The organism is Bacillus carboniphilus (assembly GCF_020524035.2).
Classification (GTDB): domain Bacteria; phylum Bacillota; class Bacilli; order Bacillales; family JAIVKR01; genus Bacillus_CC.
In genome coordinates this window covers 3,450,054-3,467,534 of sequence record NZ_CP129013.1, presented here as the reverse complement: position 1 = coordinate 3,467,534, position 17,481 = coordinate 3,450,054, and the positions used below count along the sequence as shown (strand labels likewise).

The 17,481-nt window shown below is 34.4% G+C and carries 22 protein-coding genes and 2 pseudogenes; 2 read left to right on the top strand and 22 right to left on the bottom strand.

The window, feature by feature from the left end; all coding sequences use genetic code 11:
• Positions 1-7: 7 nt before the first annotated feature.
• The 18 genes and pseudogenes from LC087_RS18085 to LC087_RS18000 form a co-directional block, all read right to left on the bottom strand.
• The gene (locus LC087_RS18085; RefSeq protein ID WP_306019766.1) at positions 8-355 is read right to left on the bottom strand and encodes a hypothetical protein; all 348 of its coding nucleotides are present in this window, start codon (positions 353-355) and stop codon (positions 8-10) included.
• Positions 356-595: 240 nt separating this feature from the next.
• The gene (locus LC087_RS18080) at positions 596-1,348 is read right to left on the bottom strand and encodes a Fic family protein (protein WP_306019765.1); all 753 of its coding nucleotides are present in this window, start codon (positions 1,346-1,348) and stop codon (positions 596-598) included.
• A gap of 77 nt (positions 1,349-1,425) precedes the next feature.
• Positions 1,426-1,854 carry an NUDIX hydrolase gene (locus LC087_RS18075; RefSeq protein ID WP_226542596.1) on the bottom strand — a complete coding sequence of 143 codons (429 nt, stop codon included), beginning with the start codon at positions 1,852-1,854 and terminating at the stop codon, positions 1,426-1,428.
• 26 nt (positions 1,855-1,880) lie between these two features.
• Positions 1,881-2,653 (bottom strand): annotated as a pseudogene (locus tag LC087_RS18070) (Cof-type HAD-IIB family hydrolase).
• 36 nt (positions 2,654-2,689) lie between these two features.
• Entirely contained in the window at positions 2,690-3,100 is a 411-nt protein-coding gene (locus LC087_RS18065; protein WP_226542597.1) for an NUDIX hydrolase, read from the bottom strand.
• A 640-nt stretch (positions 3,101-3,740) separates the two neighbouring features.
• Positions 3,741-4,286 (bottom strand): hypothetical protein, encoded by a 546-nt coding sequence (locus tag LC087_RS18060; protein ID WP_226542598.1) that lies wholly within the window; start codon positions 4,284-4,286, stop codon positions 3,741-3,743.
• Between the two features lie 136 nt (positions 4,287-4,422).
• Positions 4,423-4,662 carry a type II toxin-antitoxin system HicB family antitoxin gene (locus LC087_RS18055; RefSeq protein ID WP_226542599.1) on the bottom strand — a complete coding sequence of 80 codons (240 nt, stop codon included), beginning with the start codon at positions 4,660-4,662 and terminating at the stop codon, positions 4,423-4,425.
• 13 nt (positions 4,663-4,675) lie between these two features.
• Positions 4,676-4,903: a type II toxin-antitoxin system HicA family toxin gene (locus LC087_RS18050; RefSeq protein WP_226542600.1), complete on the bottom strand. Its 228-nt coding sequence runs from the start codon at positions 4,901-4,903 to the stop codon at positions 4,676-4,678.
• A gap of 125 nt (positions 4,904-5,028) precedes the next feature.
• Positions 5,029-5,211 carry a hypothetical protein gene (locus tag LC087_RS18045; RefSeq protein WP_226542601.1) on the bottom strand — a complete coding sequence of 61 codons (183 nt, stop codon included), beginning with the start codon at positions 5,209-5,211 and terminating at the stop codon, positions 5,029-5,031.
• A gap of 140 nt (positions 5,212-5,351) precedes the next feature.
• Complete coding sequence (locus LC087_RS18040; protein WP_226542602.1) at positions 5,352-6,107, bottom strand: class I SAM-dependent methyltransferase; 756 nt, start codon at positions 6,105-6,107, stop codon at positions 5,352-5,354.
• A 48-nt stretch (positions 6,108-6,155) separates the two neighbouring features.
• Positions 6,156-6,335, bottom strand: coding sequence for a DUF4083 domain-containing protein (locus LC087_RS18035; protein WP_226542603.1), 180 nt, complete (start codon positions 6,333-6,335; stop codon positions 6,156-6,158).
• 120 nt (positions 6,336-6,455) lie between these two features.
• Complete coding sequence (locus LC087_RS18030; protein ID WP_306019764.1) at positions 6,456-7,073, bottom strand: histidine phosphatase family protein; 618 nt, start codon at positions 7,071-7,073, stop codon at positions 6,456-6,458.
• Positions 7,074-7,250: 177 nt separating this feature from the next.
• Complete coding sequence (gene egtD / locus LC087_RS18025) at positions 7,251-8,192, bottom strand: L-histidine N(alpha)-methyltransferase (protein ID WP_226542610.1); 942 nt, start codon at positions 8,190-8,192, stop codon at positions 7,251-7,253.
• On the bottom strand, positions 8,192-9,412 hold the full coding sequence (gene egtB / locus LC087_RS18020) for an ergothioneine biosynthesis protein EgtB (RefSeq protein ID WP_226542604.1): 1,221 nt from the start codon (positions 9,410-9,412) through the stop codon (positions 8,192-8,194). The genes egtD and egtB overlap by 1 nt, the downstream gene beginning before the upstream one ends.
• Positions 9,413-9,458: 46 nt before the next feature.
• The gene (locus tag LC087_RS18015) at positions 9,459-10,103 is read right to left on the bottom strand and encodes a LysE family translocator (RefSeq protein ID WP_226542605.1); all 645 of its coding nucleotides are present in this window, start codon (positions 10,101-10,103) and stop codon (positions 9,459-9,461) included.
• A gap of 221 nt (positions 10,104-10,324) precedes the next feature.
• A complete protein-coding gene (locus tag LC087_RS18010) occupies positions 10,325-10,510 on the bottom strand; it encodes a hypothetical protein (RefSeq protein ID WP_226542606.1) in 186 nt (61 codons plus the stop codon).
• A 434-nt stretch (positions 10,511-10,944) separates the two neighbouring features.
• Positions 10,945-12,204: an IS4 family transposase gene (locus LC087_RS18005; protein ID WP_306019763.1), complete on the bottom strand. Its 1,260-nt coding sequence runs from the start codon at positions 12,202-12,204 to the stop codon at positions 10,945-10,947.
• A 35-nt stretch (positions 12,205-12,239) separates the two neighbouring features.
• Entirely contained in the window at positions 12,240-12,596 is a 357-nt protein-coding gene (locus tag LC087_RS18000) for a hypothetical protein (RefSeq protein WP_306019762.1), read from the bottom strand.
• 476 nt (positions 12,597-13,072) lie between these two features.
• Between LC087_RS18000 and LC087_RS17995 the strand changes: the two genes are divergently transcribed.
• The gene (locus tag LC087_RS17995; protein ID WP_226543425.1) at positions 13,073-13,234 is read left to right on the top strand and encodes a hypothetical protein; all 162 of its coding nucleotides are present in this window, start codon (positions 13,073-13,075) and stop codon (positions 13,232-13,234) included.
• A gap of 658 nt (positions 13,235-13,892) precedes the next feature.
• Here the strand turns inward: LC087_RS17995 and LC087_RS19940 are convergent.
• A complete protein-coding gene (locus LC087_RS19940; RefSeq protein WP_443111817.1) occupies positions 13,893-14,138 on the bottom strand; it encodes a hypothetical protein in 246 nt (81 codons plus the stop codon).
• Positions 14,139-14,210: 72 nt separating this feature from the next.
• Positions 14,211-15,938 (bottom strand): annotated as a pseudogene (locus LC087_RS17990) (glycosyl hydrolase); the annotation flags it as partial.
• 498 nt (positions 15,939-16,436) lie between these two features.
• Here LC087_RS17990 and LC087_RS17975 point away from each other — a divergent pair.
• Positions 16,437-16,619 carry a hypothetical protein gene (locus LC087_RS17975; protein WP_306019759.1) on the top strand — a complete coding sequence of 61 codons (183 nt, stop codon included), beginning with the start codon at positions 16,437-16,439 and terminating at the stop codon, positions 16,617-16,619.
• A 79-nt stretch (positions 16,620-16,698) separates the two neighbouring features.
• On the opposite strand, the gene LC087_RS17970 is transcribed toward LC087_RS17975, so the two are convergent.
• Positions 16,699-16,935: a DUF2500 domain-containing protein gene (locus LC087_RS17970; protein WP_371932623.1), complete on the bottom strand. Its 237-nt coding sequence runs from the start codon at positions 16,933-16,935 to the stop codon at positions 16,699-16,701.
• 223 nt (positions 16,936-17,158) lie between these two features.
• Positions 17,159-17,368, bottom strand: coding sequence for a TM2 domain-containing protein (locus LC087_RS17965; protein WP_226543428.1), 210 nt, complete (start codon positions 17,366-17,368; stop codon positions 17,159-17,161).
• Positions 17,369-17,481: the final 113 nt, after the last annotated feature.

Below are 17,481 nucleotides of genomic sequence, written 5' to 3'. Positions count from 1 at the left end.
AATTCAATTAATTCGTTAATATCCAATAAAAAAGTTTTGCATTTTTAAAAGCAGTACTTAGATCAATTGCATCTTCAAACGTGTGATAAAAAGCCCAACAAGCATAGAGACCAATGATCAATCCGCCACCTTCATCAGACATTCTCTTATTTTTCTTCAAGATGATAGTAGCAACTATAATGACAATCAAATTGTATAAACCTAATAGAATTACTTTAAACATCAGTGTGTTCACATCTTCCACAGCATCTCTATATTCCTGCAACTCTATCTTATTCTCTTCGGTTTCTTCAATTGTCACCAGCTCTTCATCATGTCCAATTTCCCATGTAAATGTATCTTGTTCTTTAATCACTGTGTATTTATAACCTCCTGCTTCTCCTTCCCCTATAACAGAGTGGAAAAAACAGTTGGTACTTGAACTATGAAAAGGGACATAATAATGAAAGTCAGTATAAGATACTTCTTCAACATCAACATCTTCCTTCTGCTAAAAATTCTTTCCCCTTACTATCGAGTAGTCTATTTCTATTCAATCAATAAGAGTTGAAACAATTATTGTTCATAAATCGATCTCATTCGTTTAAAGGATTACTCATTGCACAATTACTTTCATCATTAATAAGCTCTTTTTCATCTCTTTAGTAATCAACTCTACTAACGGAGAAAGTTCACCTTGATCCGCTGATTCTAATGCAAGTAAGTATTCTTGTCTTTCTTCCTTCCGTATTATCGCCGGAGGATAGCCATACTTCATTAAAATTAAATTCATACACAATCTACTTACTCTACCATTTCCATCTTGAAAAGGGTGGATGGATACAAGTTTATGATGAAATATTGAAGCTAACTCCGCTGGATGAAGAACAGTTTTATTTTTCTCATACCATGTTATTACCTTTTCCATCTCAGTTGGCACTTCTACTGAAGGGGTGTATTTCTTAATATCTCCTGTTAAAGTTATAGCAAAATTGTCTTCTTTTTTATAGCCCCCACCTTTAATTAACTTTCCTTTATCATCTTTAATACCTAAAAAGATAATTGCATGTAAGTCCTTTATTAACCCCTCTGTAATATCTCGATCCTTTATCACTTCATTTAAATAGTCAATTGCTTCAGCATGATTTGTTACTTCTTGATGTTCACGTAACGTTTTTCCTTTAATCGTCAATCCTTCACGCAAGAAAAAAGCCGTTTCCCCTAAAGATAAAGTATTACCTTCCAAAGCATTACTATGATACGTCCATTCTTCCTGAAATTTTTGAGAAATTAATTTCATCTTTGATGGAGCAATAGGTCTTTTTTTTTCAATCTCATCCTTTAATTGAGTCAAACCTTTAAAATCCATTACATCACCTCTTTTAGTATTTTCAATTATAATATCTAATTTTTTCATTTCATAGTAGAACACTGAGAAATACATGTTTATAATGGTACTGTTAACATTTTTTCAGCTAATGCGATATTTTCTTTTAAATACTCAGGAGCCTTTGGATGCATTGCAATTTCGGATGTTTTCATCCAAAATACATCATCCACTTCATCTTTGCTTTTTGCATAAAGGTCACCCCTCTTGTATCGACATAAAAACACAACATTAATCACATTCATTTCCGTTTCCGTTACAAAAGAAGCACTGTTCACATACTTCAGATCAGTCACTTCTATTCCTACTTCTTCAAAAATTTCTCTCTTTACCGTTCGTTCTAGAATAGTAGAGGAGAATCCTTCAATTTCACATTTGCCTCCCACTAAGGAAAGCATCCCTCCTGCGTGATCTTCCTTTTCACTTCTCTTGATTAACAGCCATTTTCCATTATGATGAATGGCACCTTCTACATTGACTATAAACATAAGAGTAGCCCCCTTGTCTAATTATTTTATATAATTCCTAAATGATTTAGAGCATAGTGAATCCCATCATCACTTGATTTTTTAGCACCATATTTGCCGCTCTTTTTACGTTTTCATTTCCGTTGCCCATAGCGATTCCTAACCCTACCATCTCCAACATATCGATATCATTCTCTCCATCCCCAAAAGCCATCGCTTCCGATCGATCATAACCGAAATAGTTTAATGTTTTTAAGATTGCTAGAGATTTTGAAACATCTTCCTGTAAGACATTTAACACATATGGATGCCATCTTCTAAAGGTCACGTTGGGAAATGATCGTTTATATTTCTCAACTGTTTGATCAGTTGCAAATAAACACATGAGAAATACTTCCTTCAAACAGATCCACTCATCTGTTTTAGGGTATTCATCTAAAAATAAAGTTTCCTTTAAAGCTATGGAGATTTCCGTTTCTCGTACTCCATTCATGCTTAGACTCTCTGTATAAAAGGATAAACCGTGTTTTTCATTTTTTGAAAACGCAACGATCTCCTCTACTAGTTTTTTGTCCATGGGGACTTTATGTATAACCTCATCCTTGTGCTTTACATAACCTCCATTCGCCGTGATAAACGTATCAATCCCTATCTCCTTCAATTTTTGACACATCGAAAGAGGTCTTCCAGTAGCAGCTACTACCGTAACACCTTTCTTTTTCAATGTTTGAATTGCTCTTTTCGTATTACTCGATATACTTCCATCCTTATGATTCGTAATCGTCCCATCCACATCAAAGAACATTATTTTATAGTCCATCCTCATCCCCCGATTATCGTACGGTAGTTCACTTTCTCAAAATTCAATATAAAATAGTTGTTTCTCTTCGTCTAAACAATATTGAATTCTTTCTTTGAAATTCTTCCAAGTGACCATTTCTAATGCTTGCTCTAAAGGATAGAATCCTACTTCGAGACTCTCCTCGGAAGTTGTAGGTTTTCCTCCAATCGGTTTTGCTAAAAACAGCGTATTACAAATGGAGCTCCTGACATTTTGGAAAACGCCACAAAACTTTATCACCTCGATATCAATTCCAGTTTCTTCTTTTGCTTCTCTAATAGCAGCTTCTTTCAAAGATTCTCCTTCTTCTACTTGTCCACCTGGCATTTCCCATCCTCGTTTAGGTCCTTTAATTAAGAGAATATCTTTCTCTTCATTCAAGACAATAGTCGATGCTGAGACAATATGTTTAGGTACTTGGTGCATAAACATCCCTCCATTTATTCTCACACTCTTAAATATTTTCATTCTTGTTCTAGCATACTCATTTTCCATGGACACCAACATTCTCGTCCCATTTTCCTAGTCTCTCGACGTGGTCCTTCTTTTTAAAAATCTACTTTTCATAACAAGTAAAATAAGAAAAGCGGAAGCGCCCGTCTAACGACGAAGGGGCTTGAGCACTTCGTATGAGATAAAGGAAACACGAAAAGCCAGAAAGCAGAGGATCTACTAACTACCGCCACGTCCTGTGGCAAACGTAGATCCACCTCCCTCCTGGAGGCGTCTCCATTGACTTATCATAAGGAGAAGGGCGAAAACTTACGAGTCGTTGGGCGCTGGAGCTAGACAAAAATAAAAGCACCATCCGAATAAGGACAGATTTTTATACTTTCTTACTCTGTCAAAAAAATACACTTATTCTGTGTAAGTGAAGGTGATCAAATGACACTTTTTTAAGAATTCCGATCATCGTTTGTTGTCCAATTCCTTTTTCTCTCATATCCTTGTTTCCTACTAATACTTTTTCTAGTTCTCGCTGAATTGTTTACCTTATGAATCCATCTAGAGATAAATGCCCTATCACTCTCCTAGTTACCTTTTCTACCACACTATAGATTCCTGACTATTTCCTTCTCTTCCAAATAAAAAATAGTATAATAACAAAAATCCCACCGAACAGGATCCATAAATAATATTGATACCCTTCAAATTCATCCGTTAAATCAACTTCTTCCTTAGGTTCCTGTCCTTTACTAAGTATCTTCAAATCTTCTTGTGACGAGTTCAAATCATTTGTACGATTACAACTTGTTGTTATGAGAGTTTTTTCTCCGTACATATCGGACTCATGAGCATAAACTAAATACTCTTGTCCCACTTTAAAATTAAAGCCACAGTCACTGTCACTTAAACCTGTCGTAATAATGATTTGTGATTGATTAACCCCCTTCCAAGTGTTCGACACTTCTAACAGAACTGATTTAGAAGGGAATTTGTTTACACCTTGTTTCTCTTTAATATCCACTACTTTTCCACTAAATAAAGCATCTGATTGTTCTAAGCTTTCCTCTACGCCCTGGGATTCCACACAAGAACAAGCATTTGAAACCACTGGAAAAGAGAAGAATACAAAATTAGTAATAAGAAAAATCACCATAATCTTATTCAATAATGCAACCTCTTTCTCTTGGTAAATATTATTTGATTAACAGCATGAATACGTAGGTTTTATGATGATAAGCAAAACAAAAAATCTAAGTATCATAAAAGGGCTTCCATTAGTATATGGCTAAATAAGAACCGTCCTATTTATCCGGTTCAGGAATGGCGTCACCAAATTGTAATTTGATTTCTAAATACTCTCTCTTCACTTGTTCAAGTTCATCTATGAGGGTTGCAATCGTATTTGCAGTTGTATGACAACCGCCTAACTCTGAAACTCTCCCAAAAAAATAATCATCCCCATCATCATTGACTTTGTTAATAACAACAGAATAATTTAGAGAAAGATAATAATTCAAATCTTTACTTTTTGTTTCAGGCAACACCCATTCCTCCCTATTCCTCATTAATTCTTTCCAAAATATCATTCACATAAGAAATTTTTAAAACACTTTCTTTTTTTACGACAATGAGGTCTCCTTCCTTGTTACGAAAATAACGATTTGACCCTCTTTTTCTAATCAATGTGTACCCGTAGTGATTTAGAACTCTCTTTGCTTCATTGTAACGTACACCTCTTGGTTGATTTTTCATCTTCCCAATTATTTTTTCGATGTTTGGCAATTAAACACCTCATTTACAATGCAATACAATAGTGAGTATCATTATATGCATGTAATGAGGTAGAATTGTTCTTTTAAAAAGATAAAGAGAAATGAACGCTAATTAGTTCCTTCTCTATCACCTTTTTATTTGCAGGATACACTCCAATTAATGGCTAAGAATGACTTTTCAACAGTTGGTTTTCCATTAGATTCAAAACAGCTATTTTTTGTTTTGTTGAAAGAGTTATAATTCGAAACAAGAGCTCCGAAAAACAATAAACTTATCATCCCAATAATAAGGAATATCCTTTTCTTCTTATCGGTCATCAAAGCCCTCCTAAATAATTTTTAAAAGCTTCGGTTCGATTGAATAGTAATAACTATATCCGCAAACGAATGAGAGGATCAATCTTTTTCTCTAATCAGTCTAAGGTACTAAAAAAATCTATCATACCGACACTTCACCTTTACTTTTTCACTTTGAACACGATAAAGTCAGGACATCTAAAATCTTCCTCAAAAGAAGGATATTTTTTGAGCATTTCTTTTGATGGCATAGGTTCAATTACCGCTTCTAATGTGAAACCAGTATTGATAAGCCCATTTATATAGCTCGTTAACGTTCTATGGAAAAACAGCATTCTTTCTTTGTCTCCTAGAGGTTGTTCGTATACACCTTCATAAAAATATTGATCTACATTCCAGTGTAGCTTTTCTCCGGTTTTCGTTTTCTCCCATCCAGACTCTGGAGTGATGAAGCAAGGATGTAAAATAGAGAAAATAAAATTACCTCCATCTACTAGTAAACGATGCATTTCTTGAAACGCTTTTTCAAAATGAGCAAGGTCATGAATCACCATGTTAGATATGATTAAATCAAAACTTGCATCTTCTAAAAAAGATAGTTCCTCACAATTTCCTTGTTGATAATGGATGGGTTCATCCTCAGGCCTTCTTTTTTTCGCTAAATCAATCATTGTTGGTGAATAATCTACTGCTGTTACTTTTGCACCAGACTTAGATAAAATCCTACTTAAATACCCTTCACCACATCCTGCATCCAACACTCTTTTATTTTTTATATCCCCCATTAATGAAAACAAAGTAGGGTTCAAAAATACCTCTCTATGAAGATCGCCTTGTTCAGTGGCATTGTTTGCATATGTATTCGCAAATGAATCCCATCTTCTAATCGCTTCTTCTGTATCAAAGTAATCTGTCATTTAAGCATGTCTCCCTTTATCAAGAAGAAAAGCGGTTTTCTAAATCCGCTAATTCTTTTCTTCCATTATTTGATTGTTTATTTCATCTAGGTTTTCTTCAATAGCATCTAGTTGATTTTTTCTTTTATATAATGAGCGAACAACTAAACCTATCAGCACAATCGTTAAAACAGGAACTGTTAGAGCAACTAATTGAAAGAGCATATCACCAATACTTAATTCAGCCACTTAAGTCACTTCCTATCAAAATTTTAGACGTAATACATCGGAAATCGTTACATTCCTACAAATATAGCCTTTCATGAACAAAAGTTCATTCCTCTCAAATCTGCACATGACATTCTCTTTCTACATCTGTTCATTCCGATGAGAAATATCTCCTTCTATCACAATATTACTTTTTCCTTCACCCAACTCAACGACGGTTAAACTTGTATCATGAATATAGGGAGGATCCCATATGTTCTCCAATGGAGAATTTTTAAAGAATGCAAGTAATGTCTTAATGACAACGGAATGCGTCACGACTAAAACATTCCCCGAAGTGTGTTCTTCTTGAATAAAATTCATTGCTTTCAACACCCTATCTTTTAATTGTTCGAAACTTTCTCCTCCTACTGGTTTATAGAGATGTGGTGTATTCCAAAAAGAATGAAACGCCTCTGGATAATTCCCCCTCGATTGAAGAAAGCGTTTGCCTTCCCATTCTCCCATATTGATTTCTTTTAAATCGTCATTGAGGATAATGGGAGTATCCCGATCCCCTCTAATTAAGTTCGCTGTTTCTTCCGTTCTCTTGCTTGAGCTTGCGTAGATGGCATCAAGATTAATCTGTTTCATCCTACCCCCTAAAGAAGCAGCATTTTTAATTCCCTTCTTCGTTAATGGTGAATCTGCCCATCCTTTCATTCTTCTTTCAGTATTCCAAATCGTTTCGCCATGTCTTGTAATATATAATGTTAGCAATATTCGTTCTCCTCACTTATCTCATCCAAACACATGAGCGCATACTTTATTCCTCTCTTACTATAGAGGTAGAAAACTCTCAATATCTTTTTCATCAAGCGCCACTATATTCATTTATTTTATTATATTTCCAAATCTATCGTAACCAATCTTATCAAAAAAGGCCCTTTTTGAGGGCTAGATTTTCTTAATATACGTTAAGGCAAAATTTCGTTGTTGATCCATCCAGATTTTTCGCATGCAAAGTCCAACTTTATGCAGCATTTGTTCAAACTCATCAAAATCAAATTTATAAGAGTTCTCTGTATGAATCGTTTCATCAGGTAATATAGAAATCGTCTCATTTCCAATGGTCACGTTATGTAGCTTCATATTAACTAGATGCATTTCAATTCTATTTTGTTTGTGATTATAAAAGGCGTGATGTTTAAAATGTTCCACTTGAAAATTTGTTTGAAGTTCTCGATTTAAGTGATGCAACATGTTCTTGTTAAAAGCAGCAGTAATGCCTTGTGAATCATTATAAGCATCTTCTACTACTTTCGTTGATTTAATTAAATCAATACCAATTAGTAACCCATCCTGAGGATTTAAATATTTCGCCAGCTTCTTCAAAAATACTTCTCGATCTCTTTCTTCAAAGTTTCCAATCGTTGAGCCAAGAAATAAAACAATCTTCGGTTCAACTAGATTATTGCCTAGGAAAGAAAACGCTTGAGTATAATCAGCTTGAATTGGTATTATATCCAACAACGGAAAGGATAGGCGTAATTTTGTAACCGTCTCATTTAGTGCTTTTTGAGAAATATCAACTGGGACATAACGATTTCCCCATCTCAAAGAGGACAATAGAAGCTTAATTTTTTCTTCATTACCGCACCCTAATTCAATGAGAGAGGCATTCGGCTGTATAAGAGACGTAATTTCAGAATGATAGGTAGTCAAAATCTCTTTTTCAGCTCGAGTTAAATAATACTCAGGCAGCGTCGTTATTTGATTAAAGAGTTGGCTCCCTTTATCATCGTAAAACCATTTAGGATGGAGCTGTTTTGGATATTGTTTTAAACCTTTTAAAACCTCTTCCTGTAAGATGGAGAGAGGCGGATTGAAAACCTGCATCACAGTGCTGATTCCTCCTTCGCTAATCGAATACCGCTAAACTGCCATCTTTTATCAGGATGGAAAAAGTTGCGATACGTTAAACGAATATGATTGCGAGGAGATGCACAAGATCCTCCGCGTAAAACCATTTGATTACTCATAAACTTTTGATTATATTCCCCTAATGCTCCTTCTGGTCTAGCACTTTGAGGGTAGCGTGTATAAGGGCTTGATGTCCACTCCCAAACAGTACCGAAGACGTTCTTCTCTGATCGGTCTTCTTCGTTAAAAAGCATATTTTCTAAAAATGTTCCTTCAATTGCTTCATTTTTAAAAGCATTCTCCCATTCTTGTTCAGTAGGTAATCGAGCACCTGCCCATCTAGCATAAGCATCAGCTTCATAGAAACTAATATGTGTAACCGGTTGATCTTTCTCTATTGATTTCATTCCAGAGAGTGTAAAGTGATGCCAATTGCCATCGACGTATTCCCAATAAAGAGGTGCGTTCCACTTTTGCTCCGTCACAGTTTGCCATCCGTCAGAAAGCCAAAGCGTTGGTGTCTCATATCCTTTGTCTTCAATAAATTCAAGATATTCACCATTCGTTACAGGTCGGTTTGCTATAGAATAAGGATAAAGAAAACATTGGTGTTCGGGCTGTTCATTATCAAATGAAAATTCTTTCTTATTTGTTCCGATAGTCGTCATACCTCCTTCAAAATCATACCACTTTAAGCGAGGTAAAGATGAATGACCTGACATTTCCTTATAAATAGGCTTTAATGGATTAATAGAAAAGTTATATTTCAGATCTGTCATTAAAAGCTCTTGATGCTGTTGTTCATGCTGAATTCCTAACTGAATGAACGAATAAACCTTTTCATCCACTTCATCATTATTATTTAGAAGATTGGTAACTTCTTCATCTACTGCTTGACGATAATCTAATACCTCACTTACAGTCGGACGTGAAATAAGTCCCCTTTTTGATCTTGAGAATGGCTTGCTCAATGTTTCATAGTAGGAATTAAACAACTCTCTTGTATATGGAAAGTAAGGTGAGTACTCAGGCTTATTATTCAATAAAATAAATTCTTCAAAAAACCATGTCGTATGGGCTAGGTGCCATTTAGGAGGGCTCACATCGACCATCGCTTGTACACCAAAATCCTCAATTTGTAAGGGTTCAACAATGCTTAATGTTAAATTTCTCGTATATAGATATTTCTCTAACAACTCCGCTTTTCTAGAAATAACAATCACCTCATTTATGATTATCTGGCTACAGCATATCCTTTACTCTCATAATGGCTTGGAAGCCTAATTCAAGACCAAATCCTAATATAATAAGACTCGCTACAAAAGATATCCTTTTCGGGATATTGGGATTTAATGATTTTTTTCCAAAGTGGACAATCAAAGACAAACTTAAATTCCACAATCCGATTCCAATAAAAACAGCACTGCTAATAAAAAAAGCTTGAATACTGTTGTCATTGTTAAACGTATCACTTAACACTGATCCATATACTCCTAGCCAAAAAAGCACATTGAGCGGGTTAAAGGCCGCGATAAAAGCGCCCGTTAAATATGAATTTAATAAGCTACTTCTAAAAGGCTGATTTTGATCATCAACATGAAAGGAGTCTTGTTTTTTCTTGAGACTTTGAACACCTGTATGAGTTAAGACGACTGAACCGAAAATAATGAAAATAAGCTGAACTCCATCTAATGTAAGCAGCTGAGCCAGTCCTTGATACATGAAGAACATTAACAGACAGTCAGCACTCATCCCTCCTGCTCCTACTAAAAGGGATGACCAAAACCCTTGAGATAATCCCCTTCTTAAAATTTCGATATTAATAGGACCTATGGGAGCAGCGATTGATAATCCAAGCACAATATGTTTCACTAAAAGTAAAGACAAATTTCATCCCCCTTAGCAGCTTGTCTTTATAATATCTAGTTATATTAGCGGTATGCGATAATATGCTAAGGAGGTTTTGTTGGATTAAGAGAACTTTTATGATTTCATTTATACGTGTCTATTCATCTTGAGAGGAAAAAATATGTGAGTAATAAAATAGAATGGATAGAATAGTAATTCTAGAGGTTTTATTTTGGTGGTCATTTCTTAATGTTGTGTTATTAAACAGCCCTTTTAGTGAAAAGTTTGGTTATTCCAAAAGCAATTGCGAGTGCTAAAAGAAAGAAAATGAGCAAAGGAATGACATTTAAACTACTACCTATTTCCACATAAGATGGTAACTTAGAAGCTTCATCTACTGATTGAATACTAGGTTTATAAAGTATAGTCAAAACCATTCCTGACATATCTTCGTACCTTCTTTATCACTCACTTTACCGTCTCCCATATACTGAACCATTTCGGGATTAGATAATAACGAATATAGAAAACCAAAATCGTCATCATTGTATTTTCTAAATTTTATCTCTCTGAATCATCCACCAAAAAAACACCTTTTATTACTATGCTCACTTTAAATAGTCGCTTATGCCATTGATCGTCTCTTTCAAAACAGAGATAGACCCACTTGTATCGAAGGGTTCAATATCTAACGAATGATTTACTCCTTCAAACTCTATCACCTTTCATTAACGTTGCATAAAACTTCACAATAAAAATCAAGCAGCTTTTGATTCGCAAATACTATTAATAACTGAATTTTCCGTCTTTTTAAAATTAAAAAAAGATAACCTCTGCATCAAGTAGCCTTTATCCATATTTTTAAATAATTATACTTTTATTATGAAAAATGCACAAAAAGAGGTTCGCCTGTTGGCTCGTCTAAAAAGTCCACCTCCCCTCTAAGTACTTGTTGCTCGAGCATCCTGTATTCTACTTCCCAATTTTGCTTCCTTCGTCCTATGGAGGTTCTGGTTTTTTCTTTGAACAGCGCTTTAACAAATGTATGAAACGGCTGATATAATAAGGTTTCCAGTCTTCTCTTAAAGGTTAGTAGCGAACCGTCATCATTTAAGGAAAGCTTCAGTAATACCTCTAGGCAATACGTAATAAGAGCGATCCAAATTTGATTATAAACGGCGTTTGGACTCTTTCCATAAAAAGAGGTGATGTTAAGATGTTGCTTCATCCATTTGAAAAAAGTTTCGATTTTCCAACGATATCGATAAAGGTCACCGATTTCTTTTGCGGTTAAGTCAAAACAACTTGTAATGAGGATAACTTCATTACCTTCACGATCCTTTGTTTTGATTAAACGAACCGTGTGCATCATCTTTGTCCCTGTTTGTTCACCGCCAAGATACACTTCAGCGTCTTGAAAAATGAGATTTTCGGGATCCGGCACTTGTTCATTTAAATACTCGATTTTGGCGTTCTTCTTTAACCTTGTAATAAATCGAATGTCTTTAAAACAATAGTGATCAAGCTGTTTATAATCCATATACCCACGATCAAAAAGATAAAGGCAATCAGGGTCTAATTCCACTAACGAATCCATCTTAGAACGATCAGAATGGTTCGCAGGAGATAACACGACCTCATCTGGAATGGTCATTTCTTTTGTCACAACGACTTTAAGATGCAGCTTAATACCGGCTTTTGTTTTTCGAAACGTGGCCCATGGATACTGAGATAGAGACATGGTCATCGTAGAAGAATCGATCACATGTAAACGACTGATCTCTCGAATAATAGGCTTGTTTTTTAATCGAGAGTGAATTTTCATCAAAAGGTGGCGAAAAACCTTTTCAAAAACAGAAGAAGGAATGGCTTTAAGCCTTCTGGATAATTGAGAAGTACTAATGGAATCAAGTTTGATCATTTCCTGCAGTTGTTTCTCGTCTTCTAAATAAAGAGAAACATGGGTTAAACTTTCAATCTCTCGAATATGAGCAACAATGGAAATCTGAAATAAACAGTAGGTCGTCAGTTTCTTTATGTACTTATCTAAATTGTGAACGTTGGTTATTTTTTTAAACGTATCTTCATCTAAAAATTCTAGTAGTTTATTTAAAGTAGGATGTGTGCTACAATTGTCCATGCTTGTTTCCTTTATAGTTTGGATTTGGACATGTGCTACTTGTTCTCCAAATTATAAAGGATTTTTTTATACCTAAAAAGACTTGTATTTTCCATAATTTCAATAATATTTAAGTTTTTTCTTTCAATAAAGGTATTGACATTTTGAAAAATAGTTAATGCAAAGCTAATGATCACCTTTATATTTGTTTTCTTTTTTAATACTTCCACTTTTTCTTTAATATAGTGATGATCTTTCTTACCAATGATGATAAGAATATTGCTTTGACTATCTTGTAGTGACTTCATAATGAAGTCGTATTTTAATAAAGGGGTTAAAGCGATAAACTTTGATTGTGTGTAATCATCTATTAGTTTGTCTATAATTGGGATTGTACCGAGAGACTTCCCCAAAAAAAAGACTCTCTTTATACTGATGATTCCTAAAAACATTTTCTATTATAGGTTTGATTTCACTTTCGATTAAAATTGCTAAACTTTCAATAGGAAGCTGAAAGTCATCTTTACTAAAATGGTAATGTATTTGGATAATATCTATTTTAGCTTCTATAAATTTCATTGTTGAATAATAAAATAAGGGCTTGTCATATGTATACGCAGCACCGGAAAACATGAAACAAACTTTGCTCGCGTTGTTTTGTATATGAGTAAATCTAAGCAGTTTATCCCCCATAACTATATGCTTTTCGTTAATCTTCAACTTGTTCCCCTCCCCATATTTGTAAATATTCCAAACTGTCCAGATGAAATATTATTTTGTTCCTTCTTTTCTTCAAAAAAATAGCCAACTAGTGTAAAGTATAATTTGTAAATATCTTAATATTTTCACTACTTAATAGAAGCATGCATAAAAAAGTTGGTGAATTAAAATGTTAACAGTGGTATTAGTTATATTGCCTATCATTACTATACTCGTTTTCATTATATACTATTTACCAATTTTGGATAAGGATAATAAAAAAGTGATGGATCAAAATAAGTTAATCATTCAATTATTGAAGGAAGTTCAAAAAAATCAAAAAAACGAATAACGAGAGAAAGCTATATATAACACCGTTACTAATTACTACTCTTATTAGGATGATTCGTATAAAAAAAGCAACTATTTATGTCATCATATTTGCAATAATCATTACAATTTTATTGGAATATCTCATAGGGCATTATTCAATGACTATAAGGTTAGCGATTAAACTGCCCGTGCTAACAATAGGAATTTTCTCAATCTACAAACTAGTTGACTAATATCCTTTCGATCAAAGACTATACGAAGATTGCGATTAAAACTATTATTTTATTTCTTACGTTGAATGTCAGTACAATATGAATCCAACAGGAGGAAAGATGATAATGAATGAACTGTTAATTGTATCAATATTCGTATTTTTACTTTTGACATACAAAAACATCAAAGTATTCAAAAATACAGAAGTGCCTAAACATAATAAAAGGATAGCATTGGGACTATATGTTTTTTGCACCTTAAGTATTGTGACTGTTAATGTATTTTCATAGTTTTTTTTTACATATAAGTATAAAATAGGAATATGGCAATATAGGAGAAAATCCAAGTTAGCATAGTAGATCCACTTCTTGGGTATATTTCGCTTTTGTAAAACGTAAATGACCTCACCCTTCCTTTTCGGGAGGCGTGAGGTCAATCAATAATCTTAACTTTCAATCATAGGCTCAATGCGTATATTCATACCAAGGAGAATCATATGCCAGCCCTTGTTTTTCATACGTATAGAAGAAATCTAAGGAATCTCCTTCTTGTAAACCAGTAACGGTATACTCCCATTTTTCTCCGTTTTGTGTAGCTCTTACATTTTGTTGACCTTGGTCATTCACTATATAGTGGAAGTCTACAAAAGAAGATGCCTCTATAGTAGGAGTGAAAATAAACGTAGCACTTGAAGAATCGTTGCTCAACATTTCTATGGTATAATCATCAGCTGTAATAATCGTGGTATCGTCATTATTATTAGAATCATCACCCTCATTTGAGTCATCGTCTGAACCGGTTTCGTTACTAAACATAAACCAGTTAATATTTCCAATTGCATTAGTTGATTCCGCAATAAAGACTAAATATAGATCATGGATACCTAACATACTTGTAATATCCGCCGAATTCGTTATCCAATTTTGCCAGCCACCTGTGTTTGTAATGTCCACTGTTCCAATCAGTTCTCCATCCACACTATCTAGTCTAAATTCAATGGTACCTCCTGTTGTTTCAGTAGCCACTCGTGCCTCCACTTTATTGGAACCGCTTCCAAAATCAACATCTTCGAATACAAGATAATCACCTGATTCAATCCAGCCTACATTTAATCCACCATCATTATCACTAGTAGTTTCCGTTTGGATACCTCCCATTGAACTATAGTCTTCTGCTTGAATCTTCTCAAAAGCATCAAAATCAGACTCTGTATCACTGGAATCATCCCCTGAATCGTCACCTGAGTCGTCTCCAGAATCATCGTCTGGATTTTCAATTGCGCGGTACATCCAAATGAGATCTTCCCAAACGTCCCAATCGGTTCCACCATTTTCAGAAACTAAAGCTTCATAATCTCGCTTCGTATATTCCGGGTATTGCGTTAAATACAACGAAGCACCAGTGATTGGTAACCAGTTGATTCCATGAACTTCTTCGGGATTAGCTGTCCACCATACCGCATCCCCTACTGTTTTAGCTCCCCAAATCATACTTGCGGTTTCACGCGTAAAGTCTTCATGATGATTTTCACCTGTTACATCAAACCAATATTCATTAATCGCATTCATTTCCGTTGTAAATAAATAAATCCCTAAATCACGAAGCTCTTTATTATCTGTTGCTTCGCCCCAAAGAATAATACCGGCCCAAGCATTCATTGCCTCAGACGAGGATTCATTGTTATTCCCATCCAAGAAGTTTGCATGACCAGAGGCCCATGTATGCCCTGCATACATATCAAAGTTTCTCAAGAAAGGAAAACTTATATCATTTCGATCCCAGTTGGCAATGCCTCTTATTAAGAGTTCCACCATTTGTCCCCACTGTTCATCACTAGCCCATTCTTCATCTACACGAGCAATTTCTGGCTGCAGCTTTAATATAATATCCATAATGGAAATGATGATCATTCATTTCTTCAATTGAGCCAAAGCTATCTGGATAACCTAATAATGTTCCCCAATTATCATTGTAGTAAAATAAATTTTCCGACTCAATGGTACCGCTTTCATTTGTTGCCGTCAGCCAGTCTTCTAAGCCTAATTTAATCTCTTAACGGAATTGATTAGCTGCTTCTGTATCTCCAACTTGTTCAGCAATGGGTACCAGCTTCGCAGCTCTCCTAAACGCTTTCCGTACCAATACGTATCTGAAGAAGAATCAACTTCTGTTTGCGCTTCGTCTATATAACTAGCTAAAGTCGTTTGATCATACGTTCCTGCATCCAGTAACGATGGCAATACTCCATTAAAAGCCATTATGGTTGTTAATGAAGTGCCTTCTGCTACTTTCATTGTCCCTCGAACAGAATCAAACGTATAGTCTAGTAGTGGTTGATTCGTGTTCTTCCATTGATGTGGATAAAGAGCAAAGATTGTTCCTTGAGTTGACGCTTCTTTTGCTTCTGTCGTAAATGTATATGTCGTTTCGACTTGACTCGTTGATTCGTTATAAGACCAATCAACCTTTGTATCTACCACATGAGCATAAGCATACTCCTTGAATTTATCGAATTTTTACTCTTTTTCATTAGTCTAGATTATTAGTGAATTAATTGTGATAGTAGGAGTAATTATAAACGTTTACACTTTTGAAAGTCATTTTACAATTTATCACTAAAAAGAAATTGTTATTAAGAAGTCCCCCCTTAAAATGGCTAGAATCAATCTTATGACTTTATAAATAAAACATCTCTCTACGGAATTTTTTCGTAAAGAGGAATTAATTGAACCCAAAACCTTCTTTCTAAACAAGATTGATATTTTAAATTCCCCATTCGTTTTCATGGACATATTCTTAGTTCTTACCCCACTTATTGTGGTAATGAGATTTTATTCCCTTTCTACTACAAAACCATTTGTTCAATAAAGATCATTATTTATGATAAAATTAGAAGATAATCGTCAAAGATATTATTATATTAAAATCTTATATATTACTTAAGATAAACTGATTAAACACATGAAAATAAAAGATGAGTATAACTCATTTAATCACGAGGTGATGAAATGGAAAATAACCCTAATCAACATTATAGAAAGAAAGTTGAAACTATTCGTTTCTTTGGTTCAATTATTTTAGATGCTGCCGCAGCAATAACAGGAAATTTAGTATTATTTTTCTCGATAGCAGTGATCCTTGGTTTAATAGACCTTTTCTTTGTTAGACCAAAGGTGAATGAAAATTTATAAAACCTGTCTTGCGTCCTCTCGACTTATCCATTAATTCTTGAATTAATAAAATGAATCTTCATGGATACTAGTTATTTCGCTAGCTTACGTTACGTTCAAATCTATGATATCTTGTACCTTGAAACGTCAAATAACCAATATCATCCTCGGACAACATTCCGAATTCAGAGCTACTAACATGAAATTCCATACGATCACCACTAACTACTTCAAAAGTAACATAATATGATGTAGACGTTTCTCTGCCTTGATGATGACGTTTTGAAGCTATCCTTGCTGGAACTGTTAATACTGGCTGTTTATTATTACGCCCCAACTATACCACTGCACCGATAAATATTGAGACAAATACTAATAATATAATGGAAAAAATCAAAAAAAAGATAACTTCAAACCTAGAAAAAAACGGATCTTCATAAGGATAATACCTATTTCGGCATCCTCTTTCTAAATCGCTATAACAATTATACTTTTAACGATTCAACAAAGGAAAAGTTTCTACAAATTATTTAGAACATCATTTAAAAAAAGCATCCTAATTAGGATGCTTTAATAACATTACCTTCTTTATCTTTGAAGTTACCTAAAATGATAACAATTAAATCAATTATTGCCCAGACACCTAATCCTCCAAAAGTCACTAACATTAAGATACCTGTCCCAATTTTTCCTACGTAGAAACGGTGTACACCGAATCCACCTAAGAAAACGCAAAGTAGTATTGTTGCTACCCAGTTTTTTTCTGACATGTTGTTTCCTCCTAGATGTTGTAAAAAATTATAAGAACAGATTTATATTATAGGAATGTCATAGAAGAAACAATGGTAATGATTTCTGAGAAAGAAAAGAAATCTGATGTATC

Coding starts and splice junctions, on each gene's coding strand:
- LC087_RS18080 (WP_306019765.1), bottom strand. CDS start 1,348: ATGGATTTTAAAGGTTTGACTCAATTAAAGGATGAGATTGAAAAAAAA.
- LC087_RS18075 (WP_226542596.1), bottom strand. CDS start 1,854: ATGTTTATAGTCAATGTAGAAGGTGCCATTCATCATAATGGAAAATGG.
- LC087_RS18065 (WP_226542597.1), bottom strand. CDS start 3,100: ATGCACCAAGTACCTAAACATATTGTCTCAGCATCGACTATTGTCTTG.
- LC087_RS18045 (WP_226542601.1), bottom strand. CDS start 5,211: ATGACCGATAAGAAGAAAAGGATATTCCTTATTATTGGGATGATAAGT.
- LC087_RS18040 (WP_226542602.1), bottom strand. CDS start 6,107: ATGACAGATTACTTTGATACAGAAGAAGCGATTAGAAGATGGGATTCA.
- egtD (WP_226542610.1), bottom strand. CDS start 8,192: ATGCAGGTTTTCAATCCGCCTCTCTCCATCTTACAGGAAGAGGTTTTA.
- LC087_RS18010 (WP_226542606.1), bottom strand. CDS start 10,510: ATGTCAGGAATGGTTTTGACTATACTTTATAAACCTAGTATTCAATCA.
- LC087_RS18005 (WP_306019763.1), bottom strand. CDS start 12,204: ATGGACAATTGTAGCACACATCCTACTTTAAATAAACTACTAGAATTT.
- LC087_RS17995 (WP_226543425.1), top strand. CDS start 13,073: ATGTTAACAGTGGTATTAGTTATATTGCCTATCATTACTATACTCGTT.
- LC087_RS19940 (WP_443111817.1), bottom strand. CDS start 14,138: ATGTTGAGCAACGATTCTTCAAGTGCTACGTTTATTTTCACTCCTACT.
- LC087_RS17975 (WP_306019759.1), top strand. CDS start 16,437: ATGGAAAATAACCCTAATCAACATTATAGAAAGAAAGTTGAAACTATT.
- LC087_RS17965 (WP_226543428.1), bottom strand. CDS start 17,368: ATGTCAGAAAAAAACTGGGTAGCAACAATACTACTTTGCGTTTTCTTA.